The organism is Hymenobacter daeguensis (genome assembly GCF_054780555.1).
Window position 1 is genome coordinate 20,700 of record NZ_BAAGWC010000018.1, and the last position, 26,916, is coordinate 47,615.

The following is a 26,916-nucleotide window of genomic DNA, read 5'->3' on the forward strand; positions in this document are numbered from 1 at the left end:
CACTCGCTCCATCGCCATCCTACCCACCTAAATCAGCTTTCAAGCCTATGACCAGTCAATCACCCCGGCCGGCGGCCGGTACCCAGGGCGCGGGCCTCTTTATTGTCCTGCTGCTGCTGGCCATTATCGGCGGCGATTACTATGTGCTCCTGCACGGCCCCGAGATTGCCGAGGCCCGCCGGGCGCAGCTCATCCAGGCGGCCGGCATACCAGCGGACAGCCTGACGCCCAAAGAGCGGCTGGCGGCTACCACGGCGCGCATTGCCGAGCGGCAGCGCCAGGCCCGCATTGCCAAGGCCGAAGCCGCTGCCCGACCGGTGGTAGGGGAGGGGGCGGCTAGCAGCGCGGTGGCCATAACGCACTCCACCGACCAAGCGCTTACTAAGACCAAAGTCGGGACCGACGCGCTAGCCAAAGCTGGTAGCGGCATGGGAAGCAAGCTGCTGGTAAAAGCTGCCCAGTTCTACGTCCCGGCCGGGGTGTACCTGCGGGCGCTGCTGCTGCTGGCCGGACTGGTTCTCGTATTCGTGCAGAAAGCCCCGCAGGCGAAGCCCGGGCAGGGCAGGCGCAACGTCATCAACCGGCAGGCCCTGCGCGTCGTGGCGGGCCTGTGCGGGGGCTTATTCTTGGCAGCGGGCTACTTGCTGCTGAACATGCACCACTACTCGCCGGGCTTTATCGAGTTTGGCTATCCGGGAGCCGCCGTGGCCGTGCTGGGCAGTGGGGGAGTAGTGGGGCTGCTGTGGGCCATGACTAAAAAGCCGGCTTTCGGGCTGAGCACCGAGCGCCGGAAGATGAAAAGCCCGTCTGCCGTGCACTTCCCCACGGCAGACGGGGGCTGGATTACCGTAGCCAACCCGTACCGGGGCACGCTGGTACTAGGCGGGGCGGGCGCGGGCAAGACCTACTCGATAGGAGAGCCGCTAATTGAGCAGTTTGCCTACCAGAACTTCGCCGGGCTGGTGTACGACTTCAAGTTTCCGGTATTGGCCGAGGCGATGCAAAAAGCCCTGGTACTGGCCGAGCGCCGCAAGGAGCGCGAGCAGCAGCAGGCTGCCAGCTACGCGGCCAGCTTCCAGGGCCGGCTGCAGGCCCGGCTGACGGGCCTGTTCAGCAAGCCCGAGCCGCAGCCGGCGGCGGAGCCGCCCGTGCAGCTACACATCATCAACTTCCGGGACCTGACGCGCAGCGAGCGGGTGAATCCGCTGCGGCCAGCGGATATGCCAGTGGTGGCCTTCGCCGAGGAGTACAGCAAGGCCATCATCAACAACCTGAACCCGTCGAGCATCCGCAAGATGGAGTTCTTCGATACCAGCTCCGTGGCGTACCTGACCGGCATCATCTGGTTTTACAAGAAGCATTACCCGCAGTACTGCACCATTCCGCACGTTGTGGCGACGGCCATGTACAAGGACTACACCCACGTCCTGAGTATGCTGGAAACAGATTTGGAGTGCGGCGACCAGGCCCGAAGCCTTATCTCGGCGGTACAGACCCGCGCCGACAAGCAGGTGGGCGCGGTGCTGGGCACTCTGCAGGTGAACCTGACCAAGATTAACAGCCCCGAGGTGGTGTGGGTGCTGACCCCGGACGAGGCAAACGGTGAGGGCTTTTCGCTCGACCTAAATGATAAGCAGCGTCCCAAGCTGCTGTGCATCGGCAACGACCCGACGCTGAAGGACACGTTTTCGCCGGTGGTCAGCTGCGTGATTACAGTGGCGCTCAAGCTAATGAACCAGCAGAATAAGCACCGCAGCTACGTGTTTCTCGATGAGGCCGCGACGCTCTACGTGCCGGGACTGGAGGTGATTCCGGCTACGGCCCGCAGCAACAAGGTGGCGATGGTGTACATGACCCAGGACCTGAGCCAGATGACGGACGCCTACGGCAAGGAGAAGATGCAGGTGATGGTGAGCAACCTCAACAACCAGTTTTTCGGCAAGGTCAACTCGCTGGAAACGGCCAAGTTCATTTCCGAGCTGGTAGGCCGCGAGGACAAGGAGATGGTAAGCACGAGCACCGGTACCAGCCAGGGCAGCGGGGCGCGCAACAACTCCACCAACCAAAGCACCAGCTTCCAGGAGCGCAGCCTGGTTCGGGTACAGGATACCATCGGCCTGCAGCAGGGCGAATTTATCGGCCAGACGGTGGAAACCGGCAGCACCTTTTTCCAAGGCACCATTGCCCGGGCCGACGTTACGCCCGAGCGGTTTCCCCTGCACCAGATGGTGAGCTTTGGCGGCCCGGGGGAAGACCCGGCCAGCGCCCTTTCGCGCACGGTGCAGGAGAACTTTCTGCGGGTGCGCCAGGAGGTGAAAGAAACTTTGGCCAAGCATGTAAACACCTTAGCAGCAGGGACAAAAACTGAGGCCTAAAACCGCTTAAAAGTGACAAATAAGGCCGTTTCAGCGTTCTACTAGTACCCATTCTATTTCCGAAAAGCCATGAGCAAGACCTTCTTTGCGCCCGCCCCGGCCGGCCTCAGTGCCGAAGAGCTAGCCGCCCGCCAGCAGCGCGAGCACGACAGCAACAACGCCATTGCCACGATGATGAGCAACGGTCCCGCGCCCAGCCTGGAGGCTCTGGCCCTGATGCAGCGCCATGTCGACGGCGAGCTTACCATTGAGCAGGTCATTGAGCTAACTGACGAGATGCTCAGGGCCCGCTACGCGGCCAAACCCGGAGCCGGCACGCCCACCAGCCCAGCGCAGTAGTGGCGGTGCTTAATGACGGGTTCAGCGACGAGAACGGCGTGCGGCTGAACAAGCTCGGAATTACCAACAATGAGGATTTAGCGCAGGCTGAGTCCGATTCCTCCATTCCCCGCCTGAAGCTGCTCAACACGCAGGGCGGCATTCAGGGCGGGAAGTACGACCAGGCCCACCTGAAGCAGGTGCACGAGCGGCTGTTCAGCGGCGTGTACCAGTGGGCCGGCGAGACCCGGGCCGACCGCGGGTTTCAGGGCCATAAGGATACCCGCGTCACCGGCTTCCGCGAAACCATGACTTACGCGCCCCACAAGGAAATACCTGAGCGGCTGGATGCTATCGGGGCGCAGCTTAACCGCGAGAATAACTTGAAAGGCCTCTCGGCCGAGAAGTTCGCCGAGCGGGCGGCCTTTTATCTCGACCAGTACAACCACGCCCACGCCTTCCGGGACGGCAATGGCCGCACCATCCAGGCCACCTTCACCCAGCTGGGCAAGGAAGCCGGCTACGACGTGGACTTCAACCGGGCTAGCCCGGAGGTTTTAAACCGCAGCCGTGACCTGGCCATCGTGCGACAGTACCCGCCCGCCGAGGCGGCGAAGAATCTGCAGCCGCTGAAAGAGATGTTTCAACAAATTATCACCCCAACCCCGGGGGCGATAGGTGAGGAGTTGCGCGACCCCCGCCAGGCCGTAACGCCCACTCCGGAACTGAGCCCGGCCATGAAGGCAATGGATGCCCGGCGGGAGTTGGAGGTGACCGGCTACCGCGTGGCCAGCGTAGTGGCCAACATGCCCGGCCCCGGCAACCGGGAGCAGGGCATCCGGCTGGGGCAGCAGGTGGAGGCCGTGAACCTGGACCCCAAGGCTATTCAAGGCAAAAGCATCACCGAATTTCAGCAGGCGGCGGACAAGATTCTCAAGCACCCGGCCATGAAGGATACCCCGCTCGACATAGCCGACGCACAGCGCCTGAAAGCCGCTTCGGTGCAGGTGCTGCAGCTTGCCGAAGGCAAGGAGCTAGTAGCTCCGCCAGCGCAGCGGCAGCCCGCGGCTTCGGCGGCAAGGAGTAGTGGCCAGCCGGTGCCCGCAGCCCCCAGAACACATGCTGAGGCCCAGCCCGTATTTGCCACTGCCGCCCGCGAGGTGGCCAAGGCGCTGGAAGCCCACGGCCAGGCTGCCGCCGGGGCCGGCCTGCGCGAGGTGGCGAAGGACGTAGCGCGTAACCCGGTAATTGTCGGTCCCAACGCGGAAAGCTTCCTCCGGTCACTCGACGCGGCCGAGAAACTGCCGGGGTTGGGCAGCAGCAAGCATCTGGAGGACTTGCGCAGCTCCGCCAAGGTACTGACCACCTCCCCGGTAAAGGAGCGCGGCAGTTCCGACATCGGTCGTAGCAGCGGTGGCATCGAACGGTAAGCCTCGTACCTTGCTGCTATGCAGGACGACGAATTACACTTTCTGGAAGAGCAGCTGGCCGGCACTGAGCTGCTGGCTTGCGTGACGTGCGGGGAGGATACGCTGCACGCCCACTTGGAAGTGCTGGAAGTTTATCCCGTAGGAACGGAGTTGCTGATGCAATGCACGCACTGCCAAACCGAGCGGAAATGGATGGACTGGACGCCAACCAAGCCAAAAGGCCAGGAGAATTAAGCCAGCCTTTTACCGAAGTATCTGGTTTTAGAGTTAGTAGGGGTTTGTGTCATCTATAAGTAGCCCGCCATAGCGTGGGAATGCTACTAGATACGCGGAACTAAGCTTATAACTTGCCAAACATGGGCTTCTACAATATGCAGAAGTCAACACCCACATCACAATCACATTCTCACCGATATTAAGAAATGGACGAAGCGAATAAGAATCTTATAGCCGACCAGCTATCTACAATGCTGGGCGGTCTTGGAGATGTGCAAGCTTATATAGAGCAATACGAGTCAGCGCCCGAACCAGGACTCTTGTTAGAGGGGACTTTATCATTTACGCAAGTCGAACGGCTAACAGAAGCTATTATCGTACGCAGTGGCCGGCCAGGACTACTTATTCAAAATGGCACATTTCAGTCCAGCGCATCTTGGCAAAATTTAGCAGCAGTTGCTTCAGTCTTGAATCCATGCTTTGCCTCGGTAGGACGTATTGAGGCACAGGCAGGAGACAGAGTATGGACAATAGGCACAGGCTGGGTGTTTAACAACCATATTATTACCAATCGCCACGTGGCCGCAGAATTGTTTCAACTCAGTCCAGTTGGAACGGGTAACTACCTGCCAGTCTGGCGTGATTCTGGTCGCCGTATTACCAACGGTGCGCCTGATATTGTCCCAATCAAGGCATTTATTGATTTTGGGGGCGAAGCAGGGGGTAGCGTTAGTTCGGCTGGTCGGTTTGAGTTGAAAGCGCCTATTCACCTACCTGATGAGACAGCACCGGACTTAGCTGTTCTGACTGTCCATTCTCGTAGTGCTACCGGTGCTTCGTTGCCTAGTTCACTTACCTTGTCTGCTGCAGCCATTGCCGCGCAGCAGCCAATAGCTGTTGTAGGTTATCCTGCCGAAGTATCGGACCGCAATCCAGACCCCCAGTTGCTCCACGCTTTTTTCCAAGGACAAATAGGGGTTAAGCGATTACAACCAGGCTTTACCACTGCCGTGAGCGCAACTCAGATTGAGCACGATTGCACTACCACAGGAGGCAATTCAGGGTCTCCACTTTTAGACATTCAAACGGGGGAAGTAGTAGGAGTACATTACTCAGGGGAATTTATGCTGCGAAACCGAGCGGTAGCAGTAGAAGAGCTACGCAGGGTATTGCATAAACTCGGCTTGCTGTAGGTATTACACTCTGAGAAGCCCCGCGATGAAAAGCGGGGCTTTTTAGTGCGTGAATTATTGTATATTATACTAATAATAATTGTATAAAATGCAACTATGAAAAAGGGTGTATTGTTTCAATTAAGAAGCAAAAACCCAATTTATAAGCTTAGTGCAATGAAGAAGATTACCTCATCCGCTGCTGCCATACTTCCGGCTGGACCACTTTTATTCAGCCTGCACAGCAGCCAGATATTGGCCGGTGACGAACTGGGGCAGCCATTCTGGAAGCCCTTGCCGCCGCGCCTGTTTGTGCAGGTACAGGCCGGGCAACCCGACCAGTCGCGCATCGTGGCGCTGTGCGGTACCACCGGCAAGCGGTTTCGAACCCATGCCTACGAGCACGGCCCTTTTCAGCTCGCGGACGGGCGGCGACTGGCCAGCGTGAAAGCCCTGGGCGACTATTTTGCCCGCCAGCACCGCGCCATGTTCCCTGCCGAGGGGGCGGCCATGCTGCTGGGAGTCGACGGCAGTATCCAGGAAGTGCGACCCGTGAAGGGCCGGACATTCAAGCTGGCGCAGCTGTATGCGGCCTTGGAATGCGGCTACATCGACGTGCACCATCCCCAGCACGGAGCTTACCAGGACTGGATTCTGGTTTTCGACGACGAGGGCAAATTCAAGGAGCGCCCCATTAACCCGCTGGCCACGGCCCTGTGGTACGAAACCTATCCGCTTGACCAGTACTCCCCCGTGGATGTGGTGGCCGGTCCGGTCCTGCTCATGCGGTCTGAGATGATGAGGTAATGCGCGCAGCATCCCGGTTGGCCAGTGGCCGGCCGGGATGTTTTGCAAATAGGCCGCTTCCCACTGGCTTCGCAGTAAGTGCAATTATACTTCGTACATTGTGCATAGAATAGCTATGGCTGTTTCCGTTCCCATCGACCACTTCACAACTGGCCCGCTACCGCTGGAAAAAGCCAAGGCTTGGCTAGCACTCGTTCTCAACCACCCGGCCTTTTCTGCCGAGCGCCGGCAGAAGGCAGGCCAACTGATGGCCGCCACGTCGGATGCCCGGCAGGTCTGCCGGTGGGCAGTGCTAGCGCTAGTGGAAAGCGAGCGGTGGGAGGATGCAATGCTGCTCCGCGAGGAAGCGCAGCAGGGCAGCCGTTCAACTTTCCCGCGCTGCTGCCACTAACAACGCGCCTGTACGTAAGCCGAACCTACTACCTGAATTACCATCCCTGACCCCTCTACTATTGGAAAGCCTGCTTCGCATCCCCGGTATTCAACAAGCCGAACCCTTCTACTTTTTTGATGACCAGGCCCAGCCCGCCCGGTGTGAGGTGCTGGTTCACCCAGCCCACGGATGGACCATTGCCCTTGACCTGCCCCAATTCTTCTGGGACCGTATTGCGTTGGGCGTTGTGGACTTGGCCGGCAAGCTCTGTGAGCAGTATGCCATTGCTCCGCCGGCGCTGGTGATGCTGGTGCGCTACGCTGCGCCGTATGACAACCGCTACTACCTGCTGCGATTCGTGCACGGCGACGAGAGCATATTCGGTGGCTTCACCTTCATCGGCCCAATGCGCGAGCCACTCGAACCGAATCAGGTAGAAGAATTGCTAAGCCAGGTGCGGGCCGGCGAGCCGCCCCAGCGCTCATTCCGCGCCATTAAAAACCCTTTACTTCCCTTTCCCAGCAGAAAGGAGCCTTTCTAATGACACGTCACCTCATCTCCATCCAGGCGCAGGCTGCCACCGTTACGGCCAGTACCCTCGCCGAACTGCTGCAACAGACCGGTACCAAGATTATGCAGCTCACGGAGGGGCTGGATATCAACCACCGCACGGCCCAGCGCCGCATCAAAGAGCCCGAGACCCTGACCATAAAGGAACTGCTGGCGCTGTCTGCGCTGCTAAGAGTGCCCGAGCAGCAGCTTATCGACCTCATCCGTGATGAGTATCAGAACCGGCCGGCGGAGCCGAGTGTGGACGCAAGCGAGGAACCTCCACAATCTATTGTAGCAAAGAAAAAGCCATCCAAAAAGGCTTCAAAGTCCTGATTCAGCCAGTCGCAGAAACAAGTTATGCCCAGCTACGAGCCATCCGTGATTACACTTCCCGCCAGTGAAACGGCGCATTTAATCGAAAGGCAGCTTATCCACTCCAGGCCGGCTAAGGAAAGCCTGCTTAGCCGCGACCGATACTATTGCTTTCGGGCGGGTAACAGCGAAATGCAGAGAATCTATAGCATTGTGCACGTTTTATCTAACGTGGACCCGATACTCGCCCTGCAGCAACTCAATCAAGTTGTCTTTCCCAACTCATTTGGGCTGGCTGAGGACCAAGCTATCCGCCTGAAAAACTATCTGAATGGGATAGAGAACGGCATCCGGGCAGAGCGAATTAAGCCTTACACGTACCACGAGCCGCAGGTATTCTATTTCCTGGCAACCGAGGAGGACGATACGCTGCCCCCGCATACGCGCCCGGCAAAGCCAACCACAGGACCAATAAACTACACCCGGGATGAGTTGAAGGCCGGAGGCATGTTGCCTGCCAAAAGCTAGCGCCTTCGCAACTAAGGGGTAAGGCTGTCTCAATCCGTATTCCACGTCACGCAGTGAAACACGCCCCCTTGCTTGGCTACCGCTCTGCCATCAAGCGGGATTATTTTAAAGTCGGGGTAGAGTTCCTGTAAGCGGCACATGACTAACTCATCCTCTGCTTGGTGGTAAACTGGAATAACCAACGTCTTTCCTACACTCAGATAGTTAATATATTCGCCCACCGCCGATGTGTAATCGGTATTCTGGTAGGGATTGTAGGGTAAGGGTACACAATTGAAGCCAGCGCGTCGTAGGGCCTTCAGCAGGCGCTGCCAGATGGCGGGCTCATGCCTGCGGTAGTCATTTACCAGGGCCGTTCGCTCATCGAGCAGCTGTACCAACCCGTCAGCATGGCCGGTGAAGTCGTCAGGGTGAGCCGGTATCAAGTCAATCCGGTCTACTTCCAAGGCATCGGCCAGCATGCGCAGCAGCCGGGAGCGGGGTACCGTGGGATTTTCGCGCAGCACCTTATCCGACATAAGCACCCGGCCGAACCGGCTGACCACGTTGCCACCGTCGACTATAAGCGGGCTACGCCGGAGCGACAGGCCCAGCTGGTTTGCTACTGCAGCGCCGTCGGTGATGGTCGTATGCCACCGCTTGGGGCGCAGATAGTCGGGGAAGTAGCGAAACTGCATCAGGTGGCCGCTTGCGGTAGGCACGGGCATAAAATCCCGAGCCCAGATATCCCGGGTTCCAGGCAAGATAGCGACTGTCGCCCCACTTTTAAGCAGCGCATCAGTGAGGGCCGTCGCGGTAGCGGGGTGCCGCTGGGCGAGGGTATCGGCCAGGTAGAAGCGGGCAATCGGGTTGGCCGCAATCACAGCCAGCTTGGCTTATAGCCCAGAATGCGGCGCACTGTGTCAGCATCCATGCGCTGCTGCTTGCAGATGCTTTCCTTGTTCTTGAGGCGAGATAAGTAGCCTTCATCGGCCAGAAAGCGGTAAGGCCGCGTCACGTAGGGAAGCACTGTGTCTTCTTCGTCAGGCCGAAAGGTTAGCCCTACGCGGGCCGTGCGCCAGGCCGCAGGCGGTGCTTCCGTCGGGGTAGGATTCTCCTCCAGGGAAAGGTACGTCGCGCCGTTCAGCGCGCTGCCCCAGCTGGCTACCAGCGCTCTGGTCAGCAGTTGCGGACCCATGATGTAGGGGTAGGAGGGCGTTACCTCGTCGGTAGGGGCAGTGCTCAGCAATTGAACCCCCCGCAGCAGAATGCCACCAAAGCTGTTGCTGTCCCGGTCGCCAAACGTAAGGTCTAGGCTGGTAGCCTTGTTGAAGTACCAGTGCAGAGGCTTTAGCTGTTCCGCGTCTCTGTGTACGTAGGGGTCGGGGTGGTTTCGGCTGTGATAGTAAAACTCCAGCTCCGTGATGCGGAAGATTTTGGTTTCTGTCCGCACCACCAGGTGATGCTGAAGCGTGGCGGCTATCTCCGTGAAGAAGTAATCGATGTCTTCGGGCTGAGCCTCGTGAATCTGCTGCGTCAGGTACTGAAGCCATTCCTTCGGCCGGCTGTAGTTGCGGCGGTCGGCGGCCAATAGGTACTCGCTGAACTCAGCGGCAAAAGGCACCTGCTGCTCAATGAGGTAGCGAGTTTGCGGCAGCCGTCCTGCCAGCGCAGTGTGATAGTAGTGGCAGATGAAGCCTCCCAGTTCAGGTGACCCCGCTACGCGTAGGCCTTCTAGCAGCTCGGGCAACGAGGCTTGGTCCGTGAGCCAGCACTCGTCGTACAGAAAGTAGGTATAAGTCGATGAAGACAATTCAGCCTCGGTGATGACACGGCTGGCCGGTAGATGGGCCGCTTTGCCGGCTTTTAAAGTCTCGATTTCATGGGAAGAGAGCATGCGTAACACTGGGCTGAATTGTAATAGATGCCACAACATTACAGCGCGAATACATCCGCTCCTAGCGAATTGCGAGCATTTTAAAAATGAGTTAAGTATCTGTTTTAGTGGCAATTATAAAATTTATTATTGCTGTAATAGCAATAATAAAAACTGCCGCTTTTGCTCGCGCCAACTCTTCGGAAATAGTTGGCGCATCCTTTCAATTCTGTGCTTAGAGTTGGTCAAACACCGTGAGGCGTGCCGCAATGTGGCGCATGGTGTGCATCACCTCCTCAAAGTCGGGCGCGGGCCGGTGCAACAGCTCCGGCAGCTCGCGCTCGTAGGCGCGGCGGGCCAACTGGAGGTTTACCGCTTCCTGCGCATAGGCCCAGCACTCGCTCAGCGGCCGGCCTTTCCACTCGTGGGTGGGGCCCTTCACGCCAGCTGTTACGTCGTCGGCCTGCACGGCGCGCAGTAGCGCAAACAGGTCTTCACCCGGCAGCAGCGCCTGCACGTCGGGGTGGCCGGCGAGCTGGTGCAGGTCATAAAGATGCCGCACCTTACTGCTCACGTCCACGGCCGGGTCCGGCTCGTACGAGGCCCGCACCAGGGCCATGATTTTTTCGGCGAACGTGCGTCCTAGGCTGAGCACCTGGAAGGCAAACGGCCTCAGCCCGAACTCCTCCAGTTCCGCTTCCAGGCCCCGCGCCGCGAATACGTCAGCGATGTAGGAGTTGAGGGGTAGCTGCACCACCGGATGCGGCTCGCCGAAGGCTGTTATTTCCAGCAGAATATCTTCCCCTGCCACCGTGGAGATGTGCGGGAATGTGCGGGGGTAGCGGTGATATACCCGCCGAATTTGCCCCAGCTTGTTGTTGCCCGGCACCTCGGGCAACTCTTCGGGGGTTCCGGCCGCTACCGCCGCATGGTGCACCTGTCGAATGAGGGCCTTCACGGCGGCCCCAGTGCGGCCGCCCAGCAACACGGCTAGGTCCACGTCTTCCGAGAACCGTTCAATGAGCCGGTACGCTTTCGACAGCGACGTGCCGCCTTTGAATACAACTTCCCCGGCCACAGGCGACTCGGCCAGGTTGCGCAGCACCCAGGTTACCCAATAGTCCTTTTCCACCAGAGCCTGGCTCAGCCCGGTTTCGGTGGCCGTCAGAAGAATGGCCTCCCGAAATACGTCGGGCTGGCGGTGCAGGGTCATTGGATTCGCCACAGGTCGCGGTTGGGTAAGTCGGCCGCGGACAAGCCGAGGCGGTAAACGGTTAAGGGATTCAGGCTGGCGCGCAGTGCGGGGATGAGGGCTTTCTCGCCGATGTCTTCCAATAGGGCCCCGAGCAAGGCGCGGGTAGCGGGGTTATAGGACAGGGCCAGGGTGGCCAGGCGGCGCTTGTCGGCCGCAGGCAAGCGCCGCACCTTCTCCCGTAGCTGGATAATCAATTTAGCCGGCCGGGCGTCGGGCACGCGCTTGATGCGGCGCAGGGCATCGAGCAGCTGCCGCAATTCCACCTCTTCCGGGCGCGTAGCCCCGGCGTTGCGCACGTAGCGCACCCGCACCGTGCCGATTTGCTTGGCCGGCTTGGGTCGGGGCGTGGCAATTTCGATTTCCCGCGGCACCTGGGTCGTGAGCCCGAGCCGGTTAAAGATGGCCGCGCCGGTGGGGTATTCCAGTCCCCCGGTCGCAGCCGGCTGCAACAAGGATTCCAGTACCTGCTGCTCGCTGGGCGGCACCGGCCCAAAGCGGCCGGTGGGCGCGACCCTGTAACGGCCCTTGGCCACGCGCTGAACCTGCCCCGTGCGCGTCAGGCGGTTCAACGCCGAGGCCACGGCCGGCGCGCTCAACCCCAGCTGCTCAAAATCCGCGAAGCGCACAATCTGCCCCGGTGTCAGCTGCTGCAGACGCCGCAGCAAGCGCTGCTGGGTAGGAGAGGTGCGGGAACGGCTCATGAGGAGTAAACGAAAAGTGAAGATACATCATCACCCGAAACGCAAAGTTTTTTTGATTAAAAACTTTGCGTTTATCTTCATAAACGGCTGACTACAAATGAAAATAATAACTAGCTTATTTGGGATTGCCTCTTGGTTGAGGAATCGAAGGCGAGGTTATGAACGGATGAGACAAGGCGGCTGTAGATGCCGGTGCCGCGAGGTAATTTTACCCGGCACTTTAAAGGCTCCTCCACATTTACTTTTTCCGGTACGCCCAATGCAACTACCAGCCCCGCTCATCCTAGAAGATTGGGAAGATTACCTTACCGGGCTGCACCCAGAGCCAGGACCGACGCCACCCTTTAGATTGGTGGTGGAGGTCGAAAGCTGGCCGCACGAGGCGGCAGACCTGTTTCAGCGGGCCAGCCCAGCCCGTCCCTATCCCCACAGCACCGGTGCTAACCCGGACGAACGCACGCGGATGAGATGGGCACTAAATGGCATGAGGAGTTATCTGACCGAGAAGCTGGAGGCCTTGGTTCAACGCTATTACGCGGTGAGCGGGCACCTCCCACTGCCAAGCGACGAGTTTATCGTCACGGCTGATGCGGAAGAGGACAGAAGGTGGGCCGGGGTCTATGCCGTCAAAAAGCGCATAACAGGGTACAGGGCTGATAATACGGTCCTGGTAAGGCTAATTGTGGCCGAGCTGGAATGGGAGGAAGGGGTGACGGGCTTCTCGCACAGCTCCACCTAAGTCTACGCGCTGAGAGCGGCACCAGACACCGGGTGAGGCTTGTGCCTACTCACTCTCTCCCAAGGGTATTGCTAAGATTCATTTACGGCTGGGTAGCGGCGCTGCTTGCTTGGGCTGGAGCTGCTGCATTTGTGCCTCGAGCTTCTGCAGGCGGGCATTTACCTCATCAGAGCCGGCGTTCGCTTGGTAGGCGATGTAGGTGGCTATCATCGTAACAGCCAGGCTGAAGCCCGCGACCCAGGCACTAATCTTTGCGATGCGGGTACTGCCTACGGTGGCGGCAACGCCTTGCCGATTTAGCTCAAGCTGCTCGTCTTCCCGCTGGCGTTGCTGCTGTTGTTGGGCCGCTTGTTGCTGGACATAGGCCCAGTAGCCGCCCGGGCTCTGGGCAATGCTTTGCCCTTTTGCGGTCAGTTCGGAAAGACGGTTCTGATTCGGGCCGTCCGCATTTCGGACCAGGCCTTCTGCCTGCATGACGTCTCGCAGAAACCGACCATCCTCTTTCGAAATGCCCAGTTCTTTGTTGCCATCATAGAGGAAAATGATGCCGGTATTCCCGTTGATGCCGACCAGCATCTGGGCCAGGATGTCGTGGATGACCTTTCGTTGGGCAGGCGTAACAATCATAACCAGGAGAGGAAATCAGCCTAATCGACGGGGTTGTCGAACAGGAACGTCTGCCAGGATTTACCGCACTTGCGGGCAAATACGCTCTCGAAATGCGCCCAGCTGCCGCACTGCTTCATCAAGTCGATGGCTTCCTGGATAAACTCTTTGAGCAACGAGGAGCCCTCTGCCGTCAGGAGCTGGAAATACTTATGCAGCAAGTCGCCGCTCAACGTGCGCGGATTCCTGGACCGCAGTTCGTCGACCATGCCAGTCGGGAAGCGGTCGTAGATGAGCTTGATGGTCCAGGCCCCCACGATTCCTGGCCGCTTACGCAGGTTCTCAGGGTCCGTAGACCAGCCGTGCAAGCGATAAATTTGCTCGTAAAACTCCATGGGAAAGGTGACGACATAGGGCTGCAATTCGCCGATGTAGCGGGCCAGCCGTGGGTTGTTAAGCTTGAACTCGGCTAGGAACCGCTTTTCATTCTCTTTATCCAGGGTCTCGTCCAGTCCCGCGCTTTCCACCAGCGCGGCAGCGGCGGCATACATTTCGTTTAGCTCCTCCTCGCGGCTAATCGCGGGCCGCGTGGTTTCTTGGGGTTGCGTTGTGGGGGCTAGTTGTTTTTGCTTGGCCATGTTAGATGCCTTTGAAGTATGCTTCTTGCGTTTGTTGAGCGATTTCCTTGAGAGCTACTTTGCTCTGCCACGGATTGCCGGGCAGAGCTAACATGGCCTCGCTTTGCTTGGGGATGAGGGGGGTGTATTTCGCCCAGACATCCTTGTCGCTATCCTGCATTTCCCAGCAATAGCGGATGTAAATGATGCTCGGGTGGATCTGGTTTACCCGTGCAAACTCTTCGACAAAGGTCTTGTTGTTGATATGGGGCTTCACCTGCTCCATCTTGGCGTTTTGCAGCAGCATGTTGGCGGCAAATTCATCCGCCTGGGTTTCCTTCATGGAAAACAGGTCCAGCTCTCCCGTAATGTGGTAGGTGAGGCTCTGGATTTCATCCCAGTCGAAGAGGATGTGGTGAAGCTCGTGTAGCAGCGCAAACCAGAGGGTGGGGTAGTAATTGCTGTAGGGCGTCAGAACAATCCCAGGCTTGTCCTTGACCGCCAACGTAGCTCCACGGGCATAAAGTTTTGCATCGTAAGGCCGCATGATGACGGTTACCCCGAGCTTAAACAAGTCCCGAATTACCTGGAACAGGCCCTTCTTGACATTCATCGAATGCCAGCGGATGTGGGGGATGTAGGCTTTGAGCTTGTCGCGGTCGTACGGGAAAAAGTTGTTGATGCCGCTCAGGACCTTCGCGGAGCGTGCCGCCCAAAAGTCTTTCTCAAACGTGGTTTTGGACTTGGGCTTTCCGCTGCTGTAGGCGATGCCAACGGCCTCCTTCTCGTAGTCGAAAATGCTGGTGTAGCCGAAGTGCTCTACGATGCGCTGCTCAACGTGCTGCAGGTCCTTGGGGTCGTCAATGAGCCCAATCTGCTTGAGATAGGGGAGGTTGAAGCTTCGTCGGATAAATTCCTCTTTCTTAGAGGTACTTACCTCGTAAGCGAAATTGATTTCCAGATTTTCAACCAGCTCGGTAATCAACTCATTGAACGGCACCTGCAGGAAGTCCGCCAGCCGGGTGAGCATGAGCAGGTCGTGCCGTTTTTGGGTCGCGTCGAGTACGCCATTCAACGCCCGGTGCTCCACTTTCAGCAAGGCCATGGCCGCGCTAAAAGAAAGGTTCTCCTCCTTCAAGCGGGCGTCAAAGAGCTTTCGTAAGTCCATGTTCGACTTCTTCAGTACTGTTTCGAGGAGCTTGTCGATATCTTGGTACTTATTATTGTAGTCCTGCATTTTGAAGAGTTAGGTAAAATTACCTAACTCAAATGTAGGCTATAAAACTGAAATCGCAAGCTTTGGGTTGCTTGTTGGTAAAATTACCAAGATTGCTGGCTGCCTTAACACTTCTTCATGATGGATTCTCTCCCCACCGCCCACCAGCATACCCTGGACAGCTTCATTAAGGCCTTTCTCCCACCGCGCGGCAACAAGCGGAAAACCACCCGCAATGAATTGCAGCGCGTTCACTTAACCCTGCATAGGGTGCTGCAGAAGTATTTCGGCTTTGGTGTTACGCAACAGCAGGTGCTTACCGCATTTGAAAGGCTAGGATATGCCATTTTCGCTAAGAAAGGGGAGTGGAACCCTGATAAAAAGGACTGGGCACCTTCGGCTAAAGGAGAAATTACCCGTGCTGGAGGCCCCTATGAGGAGTACAGTGCAGGCTTCTTGTACGTGGATGTGGAAGCCGCTAGCATCGCACAGTTATGGCTCGCGACAACCACATTGCCAGCTGATGCTAGTTCCGAAAAAGCGCACCAACGCGAACTACTCGTTGAGCGCATTCACGCCTTTAAGCAGATAATCTCCCGAGCCTAATGCCTATAATTATTTGGTTATGTAGCTCTTCGATAACATTCGATATCGAAGAAATAGCTTGGGAAGCAATCCATCACTAGCTGCTCGGGCTGATAGGCAAAGAAGAAAAGCGTTTAAAAAAGCAGCCTAGCCAGCTTTTGGCCCAATGATGAGATAGAGTACCGGTGTACGCTCACGCCGGCAGCGTTGCCCCCGTCTAGCACAGATTGATACACCAAGCCCAGTGCTTCCAGGGCAAGTATTGCGTCACTGCCCGGTGTGTCCTGCTCGAAGCGTTTTAGCAGTGACAAATCGGGCAGATAAGCACGGTCCACGATGCCGGAAAGACGACCGAACAAGTGGTAGTCGGCGCGACCCACCATGAACGCTCGAAATAGCTTGCCCAGAACAGCGGCTTTCTCCAAGTCATCAAATCGGTCAAGCAGAAGGATGAGTTTCTCTCCTACCCGCTTTTTAAAGCTAGGGTCGCGGTCAAACTCCCGTACAAACTCATAGCGCTCATCGACGGAGACCGAGTGCAGCTCCAGCAGAAATTTACTGAGCTTGCGCAAAAACAGGCGGTCATGGATGCTAAAGCCGGCTCGGATAAGCTTGACGGCGCTACCAAACACGGGAAAGGCTTCGAGCACTTCGGCCGCATCCGTCATAGAATCTAACAGTGCCTCGGCCGCATCGGCGGTCAGGTCGGTGATATGGTCGGAGGCGACCTCATCCATAAGGGTGAGGCCAAGCGTACTCGTGGACAGCGTAGTGCTCATGAGGTCAAAATGGGAAGGTCGTAAGTGGCTACAGATTGAGCGCCTGCTGCACCAGCTTCTTTGCCTCAGCTGCTTCCTTCTTCTCCTCGGCCTTGGCCTGCTTGGCATCCTCCAGCGCTTGCTTGCCCGCACGAACGAACGCCGCGTTGCAGTACCGAAGCTTATCGTCTATGTGCCGGTTCGAGCGGTTTTTCAGCTCCCAGGCGCGCAGCAGTTCCAACACCCCGGCCTGTTTAAGAATGGGAGCATACTGCACAATGTTGCGGTCCGTTACCTTCCACTCGCGCAGGCGCTGGACGATGCTCCCGGTTTCGGTGTGTTGGAGCCAAGACTCCGGGATGTCCTTGAGCGCCGGTCCTTTCTTTAAGTCAAAGCGCAGGCGGATAATCTTCTTTCGGCCTTTTACCGCCCGCGTGATTTCGTAGATGGGGGTGAAGGTGAATTCGTAATCGGTGCCCGCTAACTCTTTCAGCGGCTCCTTCATGGTGTAATCAATCAGGAGCTTGGTTTTAGGGTACTTCAGTAAGGGGTTGCCCTCCTTGTCTTTCTTGACTTGCCCGCGCTTGTCGTATTCATACCAGCAATCCATGTACTGCCGGTACTCATCCACGGGGACCTCCCAAAACCCTTTGTCCTGAAAGGCGGACAGAATCTCGAAGAACCGCATGCTGTACCAGCTCTTCAAGTTCATGTAGCCGTGCAGCGGAAACTTGCTGTAGTGCGCAGCCTTTACCAGGTAGGGGGCTAGCTGCGGATTCAGCAGGATGGTGATAACCCCGTCCTTGTAGCCGACACGCCGCTCCTTGGTTGTGTCCAAGAGGTGGCGGAAGTACCATTCCGAGCGGTCTATGCTCTCGAATTCCCACTTCACATCAGCCAACTCGTACAGGGCCCCCTTAATTTTTGAGTAAGCCGTGTCGATTTCAATATCCGTGCCCTCCAGAATCGAGGAAACGTGAATCTGGTAGAATTCACGCAACTGGTAGTCATTGTCCCGAATCTGGTCGATGACCCTGGCCAGGATGCGCTTGCTGTACACCGAGATTTTCTTCTGGTGAGCAAACGTGACGTTCCAGTGTTGTTTGACCTCACCGCGGTACTCCGGCTCGTATTTGAGGTCCAGCTCCAGCATGGGAACGGAGGAGGAACGCGCTACACGTTTGTCAGCCATAGGAGGTATCGTTGGTGGTAGTGTTAACGGGTAATGCAAGATAACGGCAAAAAAGAAAGTAGCAACTCAAAGTAGGTGCTGAACTTACCTTTCTAAGGTGCCCGTTCACCTACCAAAAACTTACCCTTTTCATACCTGAGGGGCAATATGACCTATCCAGAACTTACTTTTCTGCCTAACGACGTTTCGCTTAACGGCTCCTAAGCCGGAGCTGCGGCTGCAGAAGGAAGCTTATGGTACCTGTCCAGAACTTACCCTTTTGCCAATTGAAGGAATATCAACCCATTTCCTTACGCTTCCTGACACCTGTCCAGAACTTACCTTTTGGCTGCTAACCAGTGTGGATAAGTACCTGTCCAAAACTTACCCTTTGCCTGTCCAGAACTTGCTTTTCAAGTCCGGTAACCTGTCCAAAACTTACCCTTTGGTACTATCGAGCCTGTCTGTAACTTACCTTTTACCTGTCCAGAACTTACCTTTTGGCGGTTTACTCCTTATAGTAAAACTACCTTGTAGGTTTTTAACTAATAAGTAAAAAACGACTATTTAGTCTACCGGAACGGAAAAGCATTTAGGGTATAAAAAGAGGGAATAGGGCAAAACAAAACAGTCCAAAAAAGCACAAACCACAAATCACGGGATTGCACTTTTTTACTATTTTATACTATTATTTTTATAAGGCTCATGCTTTTACAGTTCTACTTAGACGGGCATAAACTGTCTCCGTTTAAGTCGGGGCTCATTCTTCGGTCTGGAAGCGCAAAATTTGACCCAACGGAGGCTCCAGGTGCCACGCTTAGGCATGAAGGCAGGCTTACCCTTCGCTATGGTGCTGCCATCGCCATAGGGCCAAAAGCGACTGAAAGTACGCCACCGCGCAGGTATGCTGAATAGCCTCATTTGGCGATAACTAGAGGAGCAGAGGCCTATTGCACCGGGAAAGGCCGCAGTACATTATATACTCATCTCAGAACGAGAAGCTTAGAACTGCCGGCCGCAGCATTATAGCTTCTCTACGTGCACGAAGCGAGCTACCGTTGACGATGAACAAAAAAGCCGGCCCCTCAAGGGCCGGCTTCTTGCCGAGGCTTCTAGTGCAGCCCCAGAAGAGTCGCCACCCACTCACAACACGCCCGTAGCACGTGGAAATGATGGTCTGCAAACCTAACGCTGGTGTTCAAGAGCATGAACAGGGGCGCGTAGGCTTGAAGGGTGGTACCGATGGTTTTCCACCGGGAGGCTGTGCCCTTCCTGCGGGAAGGGAATTTTTGGAGAAGAGCCATCACGAGGTGCGTTAGGCGTTACCAATCTCCCGCCACACATACAGCATTCAGCTTACAGCATGGCATTGGGTTCAGCGATTCCGAGACCCGGTTTCATTCTCATGTTGGAAATCGCCGCAAGGCTATTCCGACCTACTTACATCATTCATCAGCGGGACGGCCCACTCGGGCCGTCCATAAAAATACACACTAGAATTGTGTTGACCAAACTAGCCCCGCCGTTTAGACTTGCCAGGAGTTTTTGGTTACTATTCAATCTAGTAAGAGGGACCAGCCAGCATTTTTTAAAAGATCACGGCTGAATATATATTCTAAAAAATAGTTTTGCATCACCACAGCCGCGCTCAATAAACAGATTGTTTGCGCCTATCACACGCCCAACTATCGCCCCTTGCCTAGATGAAAAGAACCTTGGTAATCGCTTATTGCACGATTTATACCATTGCCGGGGTAGCCTATTCGCTGTTTTGGTATCAACAGCTGTTTACAGGGCTGTGGCAGGAGAGGACCTTGCCATTTACCGGGCATTTGGAAATCACGTCAAAACTAGGCTTGCACGGAAACATCAACCTAGCGGACAATTTTGGGTTAGCTCACGGGTACGCGCTTTGTGCAATAATCGCCCACCTGATAAGCTTACCGTACGCCATCAAGTTTGTGACGGTCCATCTGAAGGATATGGCCGACGAGCTAGAGGAAGAGTTTGCTAGCCAACTGGTTAAAGGGTCAGTAGAATTGTTTATCTGTTCACCGCTGATGGTTGTGGCGTTGTTGCTCGCGGCCATCATGTGGCCAATCGGTCTCTATCTTCTGGTCAGTCATTTCGCTGAGAAATGGTTCAGTAGCCCAACCGCCCGTAAGCCTGTTTAGGAACGAACACTCTGTTATTAATCGACCCTGTCGGGGGGCGACTTAGCCTAGGAATTTCTGTTAAATGCGATCTAAGTACTCCGTTACAAGACAGCTACTTGGAAAGCGGGTCGGCATCAAAAGTGGTCAGCTCCGCCTGAAAACGCTTCAGCCGGCCCTGGGTGGCCAGGAAGAACATGTAGCGCATCTTGCCCCGCACGGGCCCCACATCAAAGCCTAATTGCCGTGCTTGGTAGCCAAAGACGCGCAACAGGTAGCCAATCAGCTTCGGTTCCTGCTGCGTTAGGGGCCCGTAATACACGCGGTCTAGCTCCTCGCGGGTGACCGGCAGATTTAAATCTGCGCAAATCTCCAGCAGCCCAGGCAGTCCCGCCGGCAGGTAGGAGCGCAAGTGTCCGCGTACTAGTCGCAAGGCATCCTCATACATCACGCCCAGGGACGCATCAAATGCCGGAAAATCGGCTTCAAATCGTTCCGCGGAATCTTCATCGAACATCATCAGACGCAGGGTAGTAGAGAATAGTGGAGGAAAGAAAACCCGCCGCACCATTACGGCGCGACGGGCTTTTGTGAGCTCTTACGAGGCTGTAAATTTACGGAACCCACCGACTCGGGATATGCCGCGTTCTTAAAAAGGGCCCACCGTGACCAGCCTTGATGAGCCATACCCCAGGTATACCAGGTCGCGCTCGGAGGAAAACGATTGGTTTACAACGCCTCTGTTTTTAGGTAAAACAAAGGAAGGACTAGCGGTTGTCGCACTGGGCCTGCACAGGACCCTGGAACCACGAACGGTGGAAGCGCTCATCATCGACCGACAGGATGCTCCCGGTGAGCAGCCCGTATTGCTTGGCCGGCTACTGAAGTTTGACCCCTACTTTGATTTGGTGTTTGACCAGGCTGCCCTGCGGTACCTGCAGCAAGCCCATGGTGTGTGGGTAGCAAAGCCTTATCGCGCCCGCCGTTGACCGCCCGCAGCGAAGTAGCAACGATGTGTCGGCCATGAATAAAAGTCCAGGACTTTACCTGGTACGATTACATTTGCCCGATGCGTTACTTGTTTGTACTACTACTGACCCTGTGCGCAAATTCTGAAGCCTTTGCCCAAAGCATCCTGACTATAGCGGAAGCCAGAGGTTTTCTGGCAAAGAGTCAAAGCTCGATTGAGGCGGTCCTTACTACGAAAGGCATCAAGCCAAGTGAGGGGACAGAAAGCATTGCTCAGGAATTTGCCCAAAATCTCTCTCAGCTAACCAACAAGAAGCTTTTGGGGAAGGGCTACCTGCACCCGGGCAATTATGCCATCATGGATGTCTTTAATAAATCCGGTGCTTGCGTTGCCTTTCAATTCGGCACCAAGCGTCCCAAAGCAGGTGAGGTAAAAGCATTGGCAACGGCCTTGCTGAACGCCGGATATAAGAAATGGGAGGACCGGGAGAGTGAAAACGGGGAGTTCAATATTCGGTCGTACACCAAAGGCGATGTCATGTTTACCCTATCGGCTTATTACAACGGCGGTTACACGCTGACGGCGTACCAGCAATCTGCTTTTGAATAGTCCACATCCCACTTCTGGTCACCCAGCCTTATGCCTGTCGCCTATCCATCCTTGTTGAGACCTACGACCACGGAATCATTGACCGGAAGGGGTCAGGTGCTGACGGTTCCGAAAGTCGAATTGCAGCTACGCCCGTGGCTTGGTGACCCCATCCGCAACACCTTCGGCAATAAACCGCTGATTGACTTCGGTGGCCGTCCGGTTTTTGCCGAACTCTGCGTGTACGAGCTGTTCCGGCTCGCCGGCTGGCAGGCCCGGTGGGTGGAAACCTACGGTGCCGGGGCCATGACCCCTCACCACTTTACGGCGTGGGCGGAGGCCGGCCTCGCTGGCCAGCAGCACGACCCTATACCGGACCCGGCAGTGCGGGACCTGCTCCATCAAATGGCGCAGGCCAACGGCAACAGCTACGCGGGGTGTTGGGATGTGGTCGGTTGGAACGGCCAATCCGTGGTGTTTGCCGAACTCAAACGCCTTAAAAAAGACCGGATCCGCGCTACGCAGCCGCGTTGGGTGGAGGCCGGCCTGCAGGTAGGCCTGCAGCCCGAGAACTTCCTGCTGGTGGAGTGGGACCTTGCCCAGGTATGAGGGTCCGGAGACCTCACCAACGCACGCGCTGCCCGCTACAGCCGGGCCAGCAGTTTGCTCAAGTCGCGAAACCGGGGGGTCGTATCGTTCCAGCTGTAGTAGAGCACCTGGACCTTCCACCGGTTCAGCTGGTTTACCACGTCGGCCGGCAGCTTCTCCGGCAACACCAGCACCAGGCCGGCGGCCTCGGCCGCGCTGTAAAGGAGCAACTGGCCCAAGCCGGTGCAAATGCTTTGGGTGCTCACCCCAGTTTTTACTTCAAACAACACCCGTAGCCTGTTGCCCTCGGTGAGCATCAGGTCCCGGTGGCGGTCGTTGCGGACCTCCCAACCGTGGCGGGTGGCGGTTTTGCCCAAGCGCTTGGCCAGTTCGTTGACCACGAGCCCATGCGTCAGCTCCGATGGCCCACTCGTAATGCGCGTGCCGGTTCCCGTCTTTTCGGTGGTAAACCCTTTGGTATCGATGGGCAGCAAGGACGCGGCAATGCCGCTCAGCCCCGAAACGCTTCCCAGGGTTTTTACCCGGTGTACCTCCCACACGAAGGTGGCAAGCTGCTGGGCAAAGAAGCGGGACCGCAGCTGGCCGACTACAAAACACTCCGTTTCCTGACCGTCCTCCTCGCGGAGCCACACATGCTCGGCCCGGCATTCGTTGAGCATCAGGCTAAGTCCCACGCCCGTTTTGCCTCCGCCGAGGTGGCCTCGGTGGATGACCACGGGGTTGTCTGCCTCGTCCAGCGCAAAGGCCGCGCCGACGCGGCGGGGCTTGAGAGCGTACTCCTGAAAATTGATTTGCACGACCATGGACGGGCTTTTGCCCACCCCGAAGGCATTCCACTGCAGATTTCCCGGACTCGTCCAGACATCTAGTTGGGGCGAATAATCCGCATCCGTCGCGGCGGTACCGCCCCGGTGCCCAATGTGAAAATCCGGGCGATGGACGGGAAAAAGGGTTTTGCTCTCCAGCAGCTGCCGGAATTCTGCGTAGAGTTTTTTGACTTGTTTCGGGTCGCTGATAAGCCGTAGCATGCAGAATGTCTAAGGGGCGAAGGGGTAATCAATAGGGCGGCAATCGTTAACGGCCAACACAGCGGCCGCAGGGGCGGCGTCCTAACTTGACGGCCCCTGGTTTCGCGAGCTTTTTTACCGATTGGGTACACCAGGTCAACCCTTCGCAGCGAGTCGACGAATGGTAGGCATAGGATGCCGACCCCTGGCAGATGTACACCGGCGTCGGCCGCGGTGGCGTCGAGACAAGTAGTAACGCGAGGAGGTAGGTCATCATAGGGCGGAGTAGTCATTTACCGTAGCAGGGCTACTTGGGCCCGCGCACTCAGCAGGCCGGCGGGGTACGGCGGAGCGCTTGGCGAATCTCCGCCGCTGCTGCTTCGGCCGCGCCTTTGGGTCTTCTCACCCACCCGGCGTGGAGCAGGTGCCGGTAGTCAGGGGAAATGGGCAAGCGGTAGAGGTGTAGGTATAAGAAAGCCATGTCATACCAGTAGTCGGTATAGGCTTCCGGAGGAGACCCCCAGTGATGGAAAGTGCGGTGCAGGTAGCTGTTGACGGCGAAGTTATCGTCCGCCCGCAGGTAGAGCTTTGCCGAGGTCTTCAAGTACTGCAGCATCTGGCCCATCTCCGCGTGCAGGCCCGCATCATCCAGTCCCGGCCACGTTTTTTGAGCGTAGGCATACCAATTGAACGCATGGCCCAGGTCGATGATGGTTTGGGTTGCTGCAGGGGAGAGCCCGGTGTTCATAGCCGCGTAAAAGGTCAGTTAAAAGCTTAGTGAACGGGCAGGCTCGTGAACATGAGGTAACCGCAGATGGGGGCAACCAGCAGGCCCAGCAAGCCCAAGGTGGGTGCCCCCACCCGGTTTTGCAGGCGACCGGTCACGAACATGAGGGCCAGACTGGCCGCAAAGAGCACGATCGGAGCCCACCAGACCACTTTGTAGCCATAATAAAGCAGGAAGCCATACTCGGCCACCATGCTGGCTAGGCCTGCAATGGAGACGACTGCCCCAACGGCCTGGCTGGCGCCCCGAAAGTCCTTCGCGTAGAGCTGGAGGTTATGGGCAAAGAGGGTAAACACCAGAAAGGCCAACGCATTGGCCGTGTTGAAATGGTCCATCAGGGAGCAAAGGCGTTCGGGCGAACGAGGATCTAAAAGTTGCGGCCCGGCAGGTAATGGGCGCAGGATAAGCCGGCGAAACTACGCATAATCCCGGTTTCGCACACACGGACTACCAGTGACTGTGCGGGCCTTTAGGTCGCCCACAATGGCCAGGCGCGGACAGGTATGTGAGCCCCATTTGCATCTGCTTGATCCAGCGCGACAAGTTTTGGCGCCGTCGGCGGCCACCTTCGTGCAAAACGGATGAAAGAGACCCCAACATGCCCCTTGATTCCTGCCCTCGCCAGCGGGGCAGACCAGGCGGACCTGCTGCTGGCGGCCTGGCGGCAGACGGCTGCTGCCACCCCAGCGCTCCAGCAGATGACTCCGGCCGCCGACCAGCAGTTGCGGGCGGTCGTGCAGCTCATGCTGGCTGAAACCGGCGATGTGAATGTGGATTACCACGACGTGTGGGAGGTATTGGCCAGCGCAGCCGCTCTCCTCGTTGGGATGGTCAGGACCAGTGGCCCCACCCGGGCGGAAGATGCCGGGCACCGGTTGTGGCGGGAGGCCGCTCAACTAGGCGATGACGCGTTGCCGGCCCGCCGCATGTTGCTGGTGATTCGGAGCGGCACCGAAGCCGAGTTGTAAATGGACGAACTGACCCAACTCGTGGAATACCTGGTAAGCCAGGTAGACCATCAGGCAGAGGTCATTTTTGGACACAATCTGGAGGCCGGGTTGGGCACCAGCATACAAGTACTGCTGCTGCTAAGCCGGCGCTAATCTTTTTCCCCATTGCCCCATGTTGCGTCGTTTGCGCATTGTTGCCGCTGACTCCGAACCCACGGCCTGCCTCGCGCAGCACCCCCGGCTGGCCACCGTTCCCCCTTTGTGCTCGCGGTAGCACGGCAATACCCGAACCGGGGGGTTAGCCTGGTGCAATTAGCGGTCATCGGCGAAGCGGGCTGGCATGCCGCGCAGCGCCACTACGGCGTCGATGCTGCGGGGCTTGCGCGGTGGGGCACCCGGTGGGTGCGGGAGCACATTCTGCAGGTGCTAGCGGCTCACTTGGGTGAAAACCCACCCTCCTTCTAAAGGGGCTTTGCCCACCGGTCTCAATCCTTATCTTGCACCTTCCCTTACCCTCTTTTTATGGCCGCTGAAACATTTAAATCCCTTTTTGAAAGCGAAGATTTTGCCTACCAAGTCCCGAGCTACCAGCGCGCCTACGCCTGGCGCAAAGACGAGCAACTCAAACAATTCCTGACCGACCTGGAAGAACAACCGGCGGGCAAGGATTACTATCTGGGACACTTCCTGCTCGAACGGCACCACGCCACCAAGCCGCACTTCAACGTCATCGACGGCCAGCAGCGCATGACCACGGCGGTCATTTTCTTCAGTGCCCTGGCGCAGGAGCTGCAGGCTCGGGAAGACCGCGGCGAAGCCCTGCTCAACAGCGAGGGCGACCCGGTCGAGCCACGGCGGATACGGGAGCGTTACCTGACATTTCGAAATCGTGCACGTTTGAGTACGGTGCCCGACGACCACCATTACTTCGAGCAAGCCATTCTGCACAACAAGCACGATGCCAAGCCCAATAAGCAGCGGCAGGCCCAAAAGCGGCTGCAAGAAGCGTCATCCTTGTTTCAGAAACGCTTCCAAAGCGAGGAAACGGCAACCCTGTTGCATTGGCACCAGCTTGTAGAAGGCGCCCGCATCACCAAGTACGAAGTCACGGATAAGGTCCAAGCCACTCAGATATTTGCTTTCCAGAACGACCGGGGGTTGAGCCTAACGGGATTGGAAAAGCTGAAGGCCTACCTCATGCACCGTTCATACCTGGACGATGCTACCGAGGAAGTAGAAAAGACCATCAGCCATGTAGAGGGCCGCTTTGGGGAAATGTACAAGCTCAGCGAAGAAATTAGCGTCAATGAAAACGCGGTGTTCTCCTACCACAATGCCGCTTTTGGTCGAGGCGATGATGCCTTCGAAGGCGTCAAGCAAGCCCTGAAAGATGTGCCAGCTGAGCAGCGTCCTAGTTGGATTCGGAATTATACGGAGATGCTCCGCGATTCTTTCCATACTGTCCAGGCGGTCGACTTGCTAGCACGGGGCTACAGCAACGTAACAGGCGTGCTGCACTTGGATGCGAGCAGCAGTTGGCCACTGCTACTGACTATCCAGCGGTACCATTACAGGGACGAGGACGAGAAATTGCGGGAGCGGCTGTATCGCTTAATGGAAATCATCCTGTTTAAAAAAGCGTATTCTGTCAGCAACTACCGCACAAACGACTTTCATAGCCTAGCCCGTAACTATCGCGGTGACTCGCAAAAGCTTATAGCGGACCTGAAATGGCGTGCAGCGCATGGTTTTCAGCCCTATTGGTCATTTACGAGTGATTTCAAACGCCGCTTGGTGAGCGACAATCACTATGAGCGCACGACCCGCTATCTGCTGTGGAACTATGAAAATCATCTGCGGCAGGAAGTCAAACGCCAAGGCATGGCGGGCGCTGACTTGTTGAACTCGTGGGGCCGTACCGATTGGCGGCAAACGCTGGACCACATTACCCCACAAAACGGCTCTTATTCACCTGAATTCGTGGAGAAGTACCTTCATAACCTGGGAAATCTGGCATTGATGCCGCAAGGCCCTAATTCCCGTAAAAGCGATACCAGTGCCGAGGAAGCCGAAGCGTATCAAATTACGACCAGTTTAGCAGACCAAGAGATTGCCAAGTTAATGGGTGCCAGCAATCAGTGGGGGGAAGAAGAGATTAGGGAACGGGCTAAGCGCATCGTTGCTTTTGCTGAATCTCACTGGGTTGATGTGGACTAAGGTTTACTGAGGCTAGGACCAGCACACCTGAATGACGACCCACGCCCAT

30 protein-coding genes and 1 CRISPR repeat array are annotated in these 26,916 nt (G+C 56.9%); of the genes, 17 read left to right on the top strand and 13 right to left on the bottom strand.

Features of this window, described 5'->3' with window-relative positions; genetic code table 11:
* Positions 1 to 47 precede the first annotated feature (47 nt).
* From ACYVHT_RS17140 to ACYVHT_RS17185, 10 genes are all read left to right on the top strand, one after another.
* A complete protein-coding gene (locus ACYVHT_RS17140; RefSeq protein WP_460554607.1) occupies positions 48 to 2,375 on the top strand; it encodes a TraM recognition domain-containing protein in 2,328 nt (775 codons plus the stop codon).
* Between the two features lie 69 nt (positions 2,376 to 2,444).
* A complete protein-coding gene (locus tag ACYVHT_RS17145) occupies positions 2,445 to 2,714 on the top strand; it encodes an antitoxin VbhA family protein (RefSeq protein ID WP_460554610.1) in 270 nt (89 codons plus the stop codon).
* Positions 2,714 to 4,123 (top strand): Fic/DOC family protein, encoded by a 1,410-nt coding sequence (locus ACYVHT_RS17150; protein ID WP_460554613.1) that lies wholly within the window; start codon positions 2,714 to 2,716, stop codon positions 4,121 to 4,123. The genes ACYVHT_RS17145 and ACYVHT_RS17150 overlap by 1 nt, the downstream gene beginning before the upstream one ends.
* 18 nt (positions 4,124 to 4,141) lie before the next feature.
* A complete protein-coding gene (locus ACYVHT_RS17155) occupies positions 4,142 to 4,357 on the top strand; it encodes a hypothetical protein (RefSeq protein ID WP_073288184.1) in 216 nt (71 codons plus the stop codon).
* Between the two features lie 188 nt (positions 4,358 to 4,545).
* Complete coding sequence (locus tag ACYVHT_RS17160) at positions 4,546 to 5,532, top strand: trypsin-like serine peptidase (protein WP_460554616.1); 987 nt, start codon at positions 4,546 to 4,548, stop codon at positions 5,530 to 5,532.
* A 234-nt stretch (positions 5,533 to 5,766) separates the two neighbouring features.
* Positions 5,767 to 6,318 carry a hypothetical protein gene (locus ACYVHT_RS17165; protein ID WP_460554619.1) on the top strand — a complete coding sequence of 184 codons (552 nt, stop codon included), beginning with the start codon at positions 5,767 to 5,769 and terminating at the stop codon, positions 6,316 to 6,318.
* Between the two features lie 115 nt (positions 6,319 to 6,433).
* The gene (locus ACYVHT_RS17170; protein WP_460554622.1) at positions 6,434 to 6,709 is read left to right on the top strand and encodes a hypothetical protein; all 276 of its coding nucleotides are present in this window, start codon (positions 6,434 to 6,436) and stop codon (positions 6,707 to 6,709) included.
* Positions 6,710 to 6,770: 61 nt separating this feature from the next.
* Entirely contained in the window at positions 6,771 to 7,232 is a 462-nt protein-coding gene (locus tag ACYVHT_RS17175) for a hypothetical protein (RefSeq protein ID WP_460554624.1), read from the top strand.
* On the top strand, positions 7,232 to 7,576 hold the full coding sequence (locus ACYVHT_RS17180; protein WP_460554627.1) for a hypothetical protein: 345 nt from the start codon (positions 7,232 to 7,234) through the stop codon (positions 7,574 to 7,576). Before ACYVHT_RS17175 ends, ACYVHT_RS17180 begins: the two co-directional genes overlap by 1 nt.
* Before the next feature lie 45 nt (positions 7,577 to 7,621).
* Complete coding sequence (locus ACYVHT_RS17185; RefSeq protein WP_460554630.1) at positions 7,622 to 8,083, top strand: hypothetical protein; 462 nt, start codon at positions 7,622 to 7,624, stop codon at positions 8,081 to 8,083.
* A gap of 29 nt (positions 8,084 to 8,112) precedes the next feature.
* Here the strand turns inward: ACYVHT_RS17185 and ACYVHT_RS17190 are convergent, their stop codons facing one another.
* The 4 genes from ACYVHT_RS17190 to ACYVHT_RS17205 form a co-directional block, all read right to left on the bottom strand.
* On the bottom strand, positions 8,113 to 8,946 hold the full coding sequence (locus ACYVHT_RS17190; RefSeq protein WP_460554633.1) for an agmatine deiminase family protein: 834 nt from the start codon (positions 8,944 to 8,946) through the stop codon (positions 8,113 to 8,115).
* Positions 8,943 to 9,959, bottom strand: a complete 1,017-nt coding sequence (locus ACYVHT_RS17195) for a hypothetical protein (RefSeq protein WP_460554636.1) — start codon at positions 9,957 to 9,959, stop codon at positions 8,943 to 8,945. The genes ACYVHT_RS17190 and ACYVHT_RS17195 overlap by 4 nt, the downstream gene beginning before the upstream one ends.
* 214 nt (positions 9,960 to 10,173) lie before the next feature.
* Positions 10,174 to 11,151, bottom strand: a complete 978-nt coding sequence (locus ACYVHT_RS17200; RefSeq protein WP_460554639.1) for a nucleotidyl transferase AbiEii/AbiGii toxin family protein — start codon at positions 11,149 to 11,151, stop codon at positions 10,174 to 10,176.
* The gene (locus tag ACYVHT_RS17205) at positions 11,148 to 11,894 is read right to left on the bottom strand and encodes a type IV toxin-antitoxin system AbiEi family antitoxin domain-containing protein (RefSeq protein ID WP_460554642.1); all 747 of its coding nucleotides are present in this window, start codon (positions 11,892 to 11,894) and stop codon (positions 11,148 to 11,150) included. Before ACYVHT_RS17205 ends, ACYVHT_RS17200 begins: the two co-directional genes overlap by 4 nt.
* 259 nt (positions 11,895 to 12,153) lie before the next feature.
* On the opposite strand from ACYVHT_RS17205, the gene ACYVHT_RS17210 reads away from it, so the two are divergent.
* The gene (locus ACYVHT_RS17210) at positions 12,154 to 12,633 is read left to right on the top strand and encodes a hypothetical protein (protein WP_460554645.1); all 480 of its coding nucleotides are present in this window, start codon (positions 12,154 to 12,156) and stop codon (positions 12,631 to 12,633) included.
* A gap of 78 nt (positions 12,634 to 12,711) precedes the next feature.
* On the opposite strand, the gene ACYVHT_RS17215 is transcribed toward ACYVHT_RS17210, so the two are convergent.
* The 3 genes from ACYVHT_RS17215 to ACYVHT_RS17225 are packed head-to-tail and all read right to left on the bottom strand — an operon-like array spanning position 12,712 to position 15,093.
* Complete coding sequence (locus ACYVHT_RS17215; RefSeq protein ID WP_460554648.1) at positions 12,712 to 13,260, bottom strand: hypothetical protein; 549 nt, start codon at positions 13,258 to 13,260, stop codon at positions 12,712 to 12,714.
* A gap of 20 nt (positions 13,261 to 13,280) precedes the next feature.
* Positions 13,281 to 13,877: a P63C domain-containing protein gene (locus ACYVHT_RS17220; RefSeq protein ID WP_460554651.1), complete on the bottom strand. Its 597-nt coding sequence runs from the start codon at positions 13,875 to 13,877 to the stop codon at positions 13,281 to 13,283.
* A gap of 1 nt (position 13,878) precedes the next feature.
* Entirely contained in the window at positions 13,879 to 15,093 is a 1,215-nt protein-coding gene (locus ACYVHT_RS17225; protein ID WP_460554654.1) for an ImmA/IrrE family metallo-endopeptidase, read from the bottom strand.
* Positions 15,094 to 15,210: 117 nt separating this feature from the next.
* On the opposite strand from ACYVHT_RS17225, the gene ACYVHT_RS17230 reads away from it, so the two are divergent.
* Positions 15,211 to 15,678: a hypothetical protein gene (locus ACYVHT_RS17230; RefSeq protein ID WP_460554656.1), complete on the top strand. Its 468-nt coding sequence runs from the start codon at positions 15,211 to 15,213 to the stop codon at positions 15,676 to 15,678.
* Between the two features lie 113 nt (positions 15,679 to 15,791).
* Here ACYVHT_RS17230 and ACYVHT_RS17235 read toward each other — a convergent pair whose 3' ends face one another.
* Both ACYVHT_RS17235 and ACYVHT_RS17240 read right to left on the bottom strand, forming a co-directional pair.
* Complete coding sequence (locus tag ACYVHT_RS17235) at positions 15,792 to 16,436, bottom strand: hypothetical protein (RefSeq protein ID WP_460554659.1); 645 nt, start codon at positions 16,434 to 16,436, stop codon at positions 15,792 to 15,794.
* Between the two features lie 28 nt (positions 16,437 to 16,464).
* Positions 16,465 to 17,607 (bottom strand): replication initiation protein, encoded by a 1,143-nt coding sequence (locus ACYVHT_RS17240; RefSeq protein ID WP_460554662.1) that lies wholly within the window; start codon positions 17,605 to 17,607, stop codon positions 16,465 to 16,467.
* Positions 17,608 to 17,845: 238 nt separating this feature from the next.
* Positions 17,846 to 18,089: direct repeats of the CRISPR family, unit length 23 nt; unit sequence ACCTGTCCAAAACTTACCCTTTG.
* A gap of 1,200 nt (positions 18,090 to 19,289) precedes the next feature.
* Between ACYVHT_RS17240 and ACYVHT_RS17245 the strand changes: the two genes are divergently transcribed.
* The gene (locus ACYVHT_RS17245) at positions 19,290 to 19,760 is read left to right on the top strand and encodes a hypothetical protein (protein ID WP_460554665.1); all 471 of its coding nucleotides are present in this window, start codon (positions 19,290 to 19,292) and stop codon (positions 19,758 to 19,760) included.
* A gap of 94 nt (positions 19,761 to 19,854) precedes the next feature.
* Here the strand turns inward: ACYVHT_RS17245 and ACYVHT_RS17250 are convergent, their stop codons facing one another.
* On the bottom strand, positions 19,855 to 20,259 hold the full coding sequence (locus ACYVHT_RS17250; RefSeq protein ID WP_460554667.1) for a hypothetical protein: 405 nt from the start codon (positions 20,257 to 20,259) through the stop codon (positions 19,855 to 19,857).
* Between the two features lie 549 nt (positions 20,260 to 20,808).
* On the opposite strand from ACYVHT_RS17250, the gene ACYVHT_RS17255 reads away from it, so the two are divergent.
* Positions 20,809 to 21,318, top strand: coding sequence for a hypothetical protein (locus ACYVHT_RS17255; protein WP_460554670.1), 510 nt, complete (start codon positions 20,809 to 20,811; stop codon positions 21,316 to 21,318).
* A 30-nt stretch (positions 21,319 to 21,348) separates the two neighbouring features.
* Positions 21,349 to 21,906 (top strand): hypothetical protein, encoded by a 558-nt coding sequence (locus ACYVHT_RS17260; RefSeq protein ID WP_460554672.1) that lies wholly within the window; start codon positions 21,349 to 21,351, stop codon positions 21,904 to 21,906.
* Positions 21,907 to 21,941: 35 nt separating this feature from the next.
* On the opposite strand, the gene ACYVHT_RS17265 is transcribed toward ACYVHT_RS17260, so the two are convergent.
* The 3 genes from ACYVHT_RS17265 to ACYVHT_RS17275 form a co-directional block, all read right to left on the bottom strand.
* Positions 21,942 to 22,934: a hypothetical protein gene (locus ACYVHT_RS17265; RefSeq protein ID WP_460554675.1), complete on the bottom strand. Its 993-nt coding sequence runs from the start codon at positions 22,932 to 22,934 to the stop codon at positions 21,942 to 21,944.
* 304 nt (positions 22,935 to 23,238) lie between these two features.
* Entirely contained in the window at positions 23,239 to 23,661 is a 423-nt protein-coding gene (locus ACYVHT_RS17270) for a hypothetical protein (RefSeq protein WP_460554677.1), read from the bottom strand.
* Between the two features lie 26 nt (positions 23,662 to 23,687).
* Positions 23,688 to 24,035 carry a hypothetical protein gene (locus ACYVHT_RS17275; RefSeq protein ID WP_460554680.1) on the bottom strand — a complete coding sequence of 116 codons (348 nt, stop codon included), beginning with the start codon at positions 24,033 to 24,035 and terminating at the stop codon, positions 23,688 to 23,690.
* A 270-nt stretch (positions 24,036 to 24,305) separates the two neighbouring features.
* On the opposite strand from ACYVHT_RS17275, the gene ACYVHT_RS17280 reads away from it, so the two are divergent.
* Both ACYVHT_RS17280 and ACYVHT_RS17285 read left to right on the top strand, forming a co-directional pair.
* Positions 24,306 to 24,668 carry a hypothetical protein gene (locus ACYVHT_RS17280; protein WP_460554682.1) on the top strand — a complete coding sequence of 121 codons (363 nt, stop codon included), beginning with the start codon at positions 24,306 to 24,308 and terminating at the stop codon, positions 24,666 to 24,668.
* Positions 24,669 to 25,172: 504 nt separating this feature from the next.
* On the top strand, positions 25,173 to 26,867 hold the full coding sequence (locus ACYVHT_RS17285; RefSeq protein WP_460554684.1) for a DUF262 domain-containing protein: 1,695 nt from the start codon (positions 25,173 to 25,175) through the stop codon (positions 26,865 to 26,867).
* Positions 26,868 to 26,916: the final 49 nt, after the last annotated feature.

What these genes read in the sequence shown, in the direction of transcription:
- ACYVHT_RS17140 (WP_460554607.1), top strand. Translation starts at nt 48, where the DNA reads ATGACCAGTCAATCACCCCGGCCGGCGGCCGGTACCCAGGGCGCGGGC.
- ACYVHT_RS17145 (WP_460554610.1), top strand. Translation starts at nt 2,445, where the DNA reads ATGAGCAAGACCTTCTTTGCGCCCGCCCCGGCCGGCCTCAGTGCCGAA.
- ACYVHT_RS17155 (WP_073288184.1), top strand. Translation starts at nt 4,142, where the DNA reads ATGCAGGACGACGAATTACACTTTCTGGAAGAGCAGCTGGCCGGCACT.
- ACYVHT_RS17160 (WP_460554616.1), top strand. Translation starts at nt 4,546, where the DNA reads ATGGACGAAGCGAATAAGAATCTTATAGCCGACCAGCTATCTACAATG.
- ACYVHT_RS17170 (WP_460554622.1), top strand. Translation starts at nt 6,434, where the DNA reads ATGGCTGTTTCCGTTCCCATCGACCACTTCACAACTGGCCCGCTACCG.
- ACYVHT_RS17180 (WP_460554627.1), top strand. Translation starts at nt 7,232, where the DNA reads ATGACACGTCACCTCATCTCCATCCAGGCGCAGGCTGCCACCGTTACG.
- ACYVHT_RS17195 (WP_460554636.1), bottom strand. Translation starts at nt 9,959, where the DNA reads ATGCTCTCTTCCCATGAAATCGAGACTTTAAAAGCCGGCAAAGCGGCC.
- ACYVHT_RS17200 (WP_460554639.1), bottom strand. Translation starts at nt 11,151, where the DNA reads ATGACCCTGCACCGCCAGCCCGACGTATTTCGGGAGGCCATTCTTCTG.
- ACYVHT_RS17205 (WP_460554642.1), bottom strand. Translation starts at nt 11,894, where the DNA reads ATGAGCCGTTCCCGCACCTCTCCTACCCAGCAGCGCTTGCTGCGGCGT.
- ACYVHT_RS17210 (WP_460554645.1), top strand. Translation starts at nt 12,154, where the DNA reads ATGCAACTACCAGCCCCGCTCATCCTAGAAGATTGGGAAGATTACCTT.
- ACYVHT_RS17215 (WP_460554648.1), bottom strand. Translation starts at nt 13,260, where the DNA reads ATGATTGTTACGCCTGCCCAACGAAAGGTCATCCACGACATCCTGGCC.
- ACYVHT_RS17220 (WP_460554651.1), bottom strand. Translation starts at nt 13,877, where the DNA reads ATGGCCAAGCAAAAACAACTAGCCCCCACAACGCAACCCCAAGAAACC.
- ACYVHT_RS17225 (WP_460554654.1), bottom strand. Translation starts at nt 15,093, where the DNA reads ATGCAGGACTACAATAATAAGTACCAAGATATCGACAAGCTCCTCGAA.
- ACYVHT_RS17230 (WP_460554656.1), top strand. Translation starts at nt 15,211, where the DNA reads ATGATGGATTCTCTCCCCACCGCCCACCAGCATACCCTGGACAGCTTC.
- ACYVHT_RS17235 (WP_460554659.1), bottom strand. Translation starts at nt 16,436, where the DNA reads ATGAGCACTACGCTGTCCACGAGTACGCTTGGCCTCACCCTTATGGAT.
- ACYVHT_RS17240 (WP_460554662.1), bottom strand. Translation starts at nt 17,607, where the DNA reads ATGGCTGACAAACGTGTAGCGCGTTCCTCCTCCGTTCCCATGCTGGAG.
- ACYVHT_RS17245 (WP_460554665.1), top strand. Translation starts at nt 19,290, where the DNA reads ATGAAAAGAACCTTGGTAATCGCTTATTGCACGATTTATACCATTGCC.
- ACYVHT_RS17250 (WP_460554667.1), bottom strand. Translation starts at nt 20,259, where the DNA reads ATGATGTTCGATGAAGATTCCGCGGAACGATTTGAAGCCGATTTTCCG.
- ACYVHT_RS17255 (WP_460554670.1), top strand. Translation starts at nt 20,809, where the DNA reads ATGCGTTACTTGTTTGTACTACTACTGACCCTGTGCGCAAATTCTGAA.
- ACYVHT_RS17260 (WP_460554672.1), top strand. Translation starts at nt 21,349, where the DNA reads ATGCCTGTCGCCTATCCATCCTTGTTGAGACCTACGACCACGGAATCA.
- ACYVHT_RS17265 (WP_460554675.1), bottom strand. Translation starts at nt 22,934, where the DNA reads ATGCTACGGCTTATCAGCGACCCGAAACAAGTCAAAAAACTCTACGCA.
- ACYVHT_RS17270 (WP_460554677.1), bottom strand. Translation starts at nt 23,661, where the DNA reads ATGAACACCGGGCTCTCCCCTGCAGCAACCCAAACCATCATCGACCTG.
- ACYVHT_RS17275 (WP_460554680.1), bottom strand. Translation starts at nt 24,035, where the DNA reads ATGGACCATTTCAACACGGCCAATGCGTTGGCCTTTCTGGTGTTTACC.
- ACYVHT_RS17285 (WP_460554684.1), top strand. Translation starts at nt 25,173, where the DNA reads ATGGCCGCTGAAACATTTAAATCCCTTTTTGAAAGCGAAGATTTTGCC.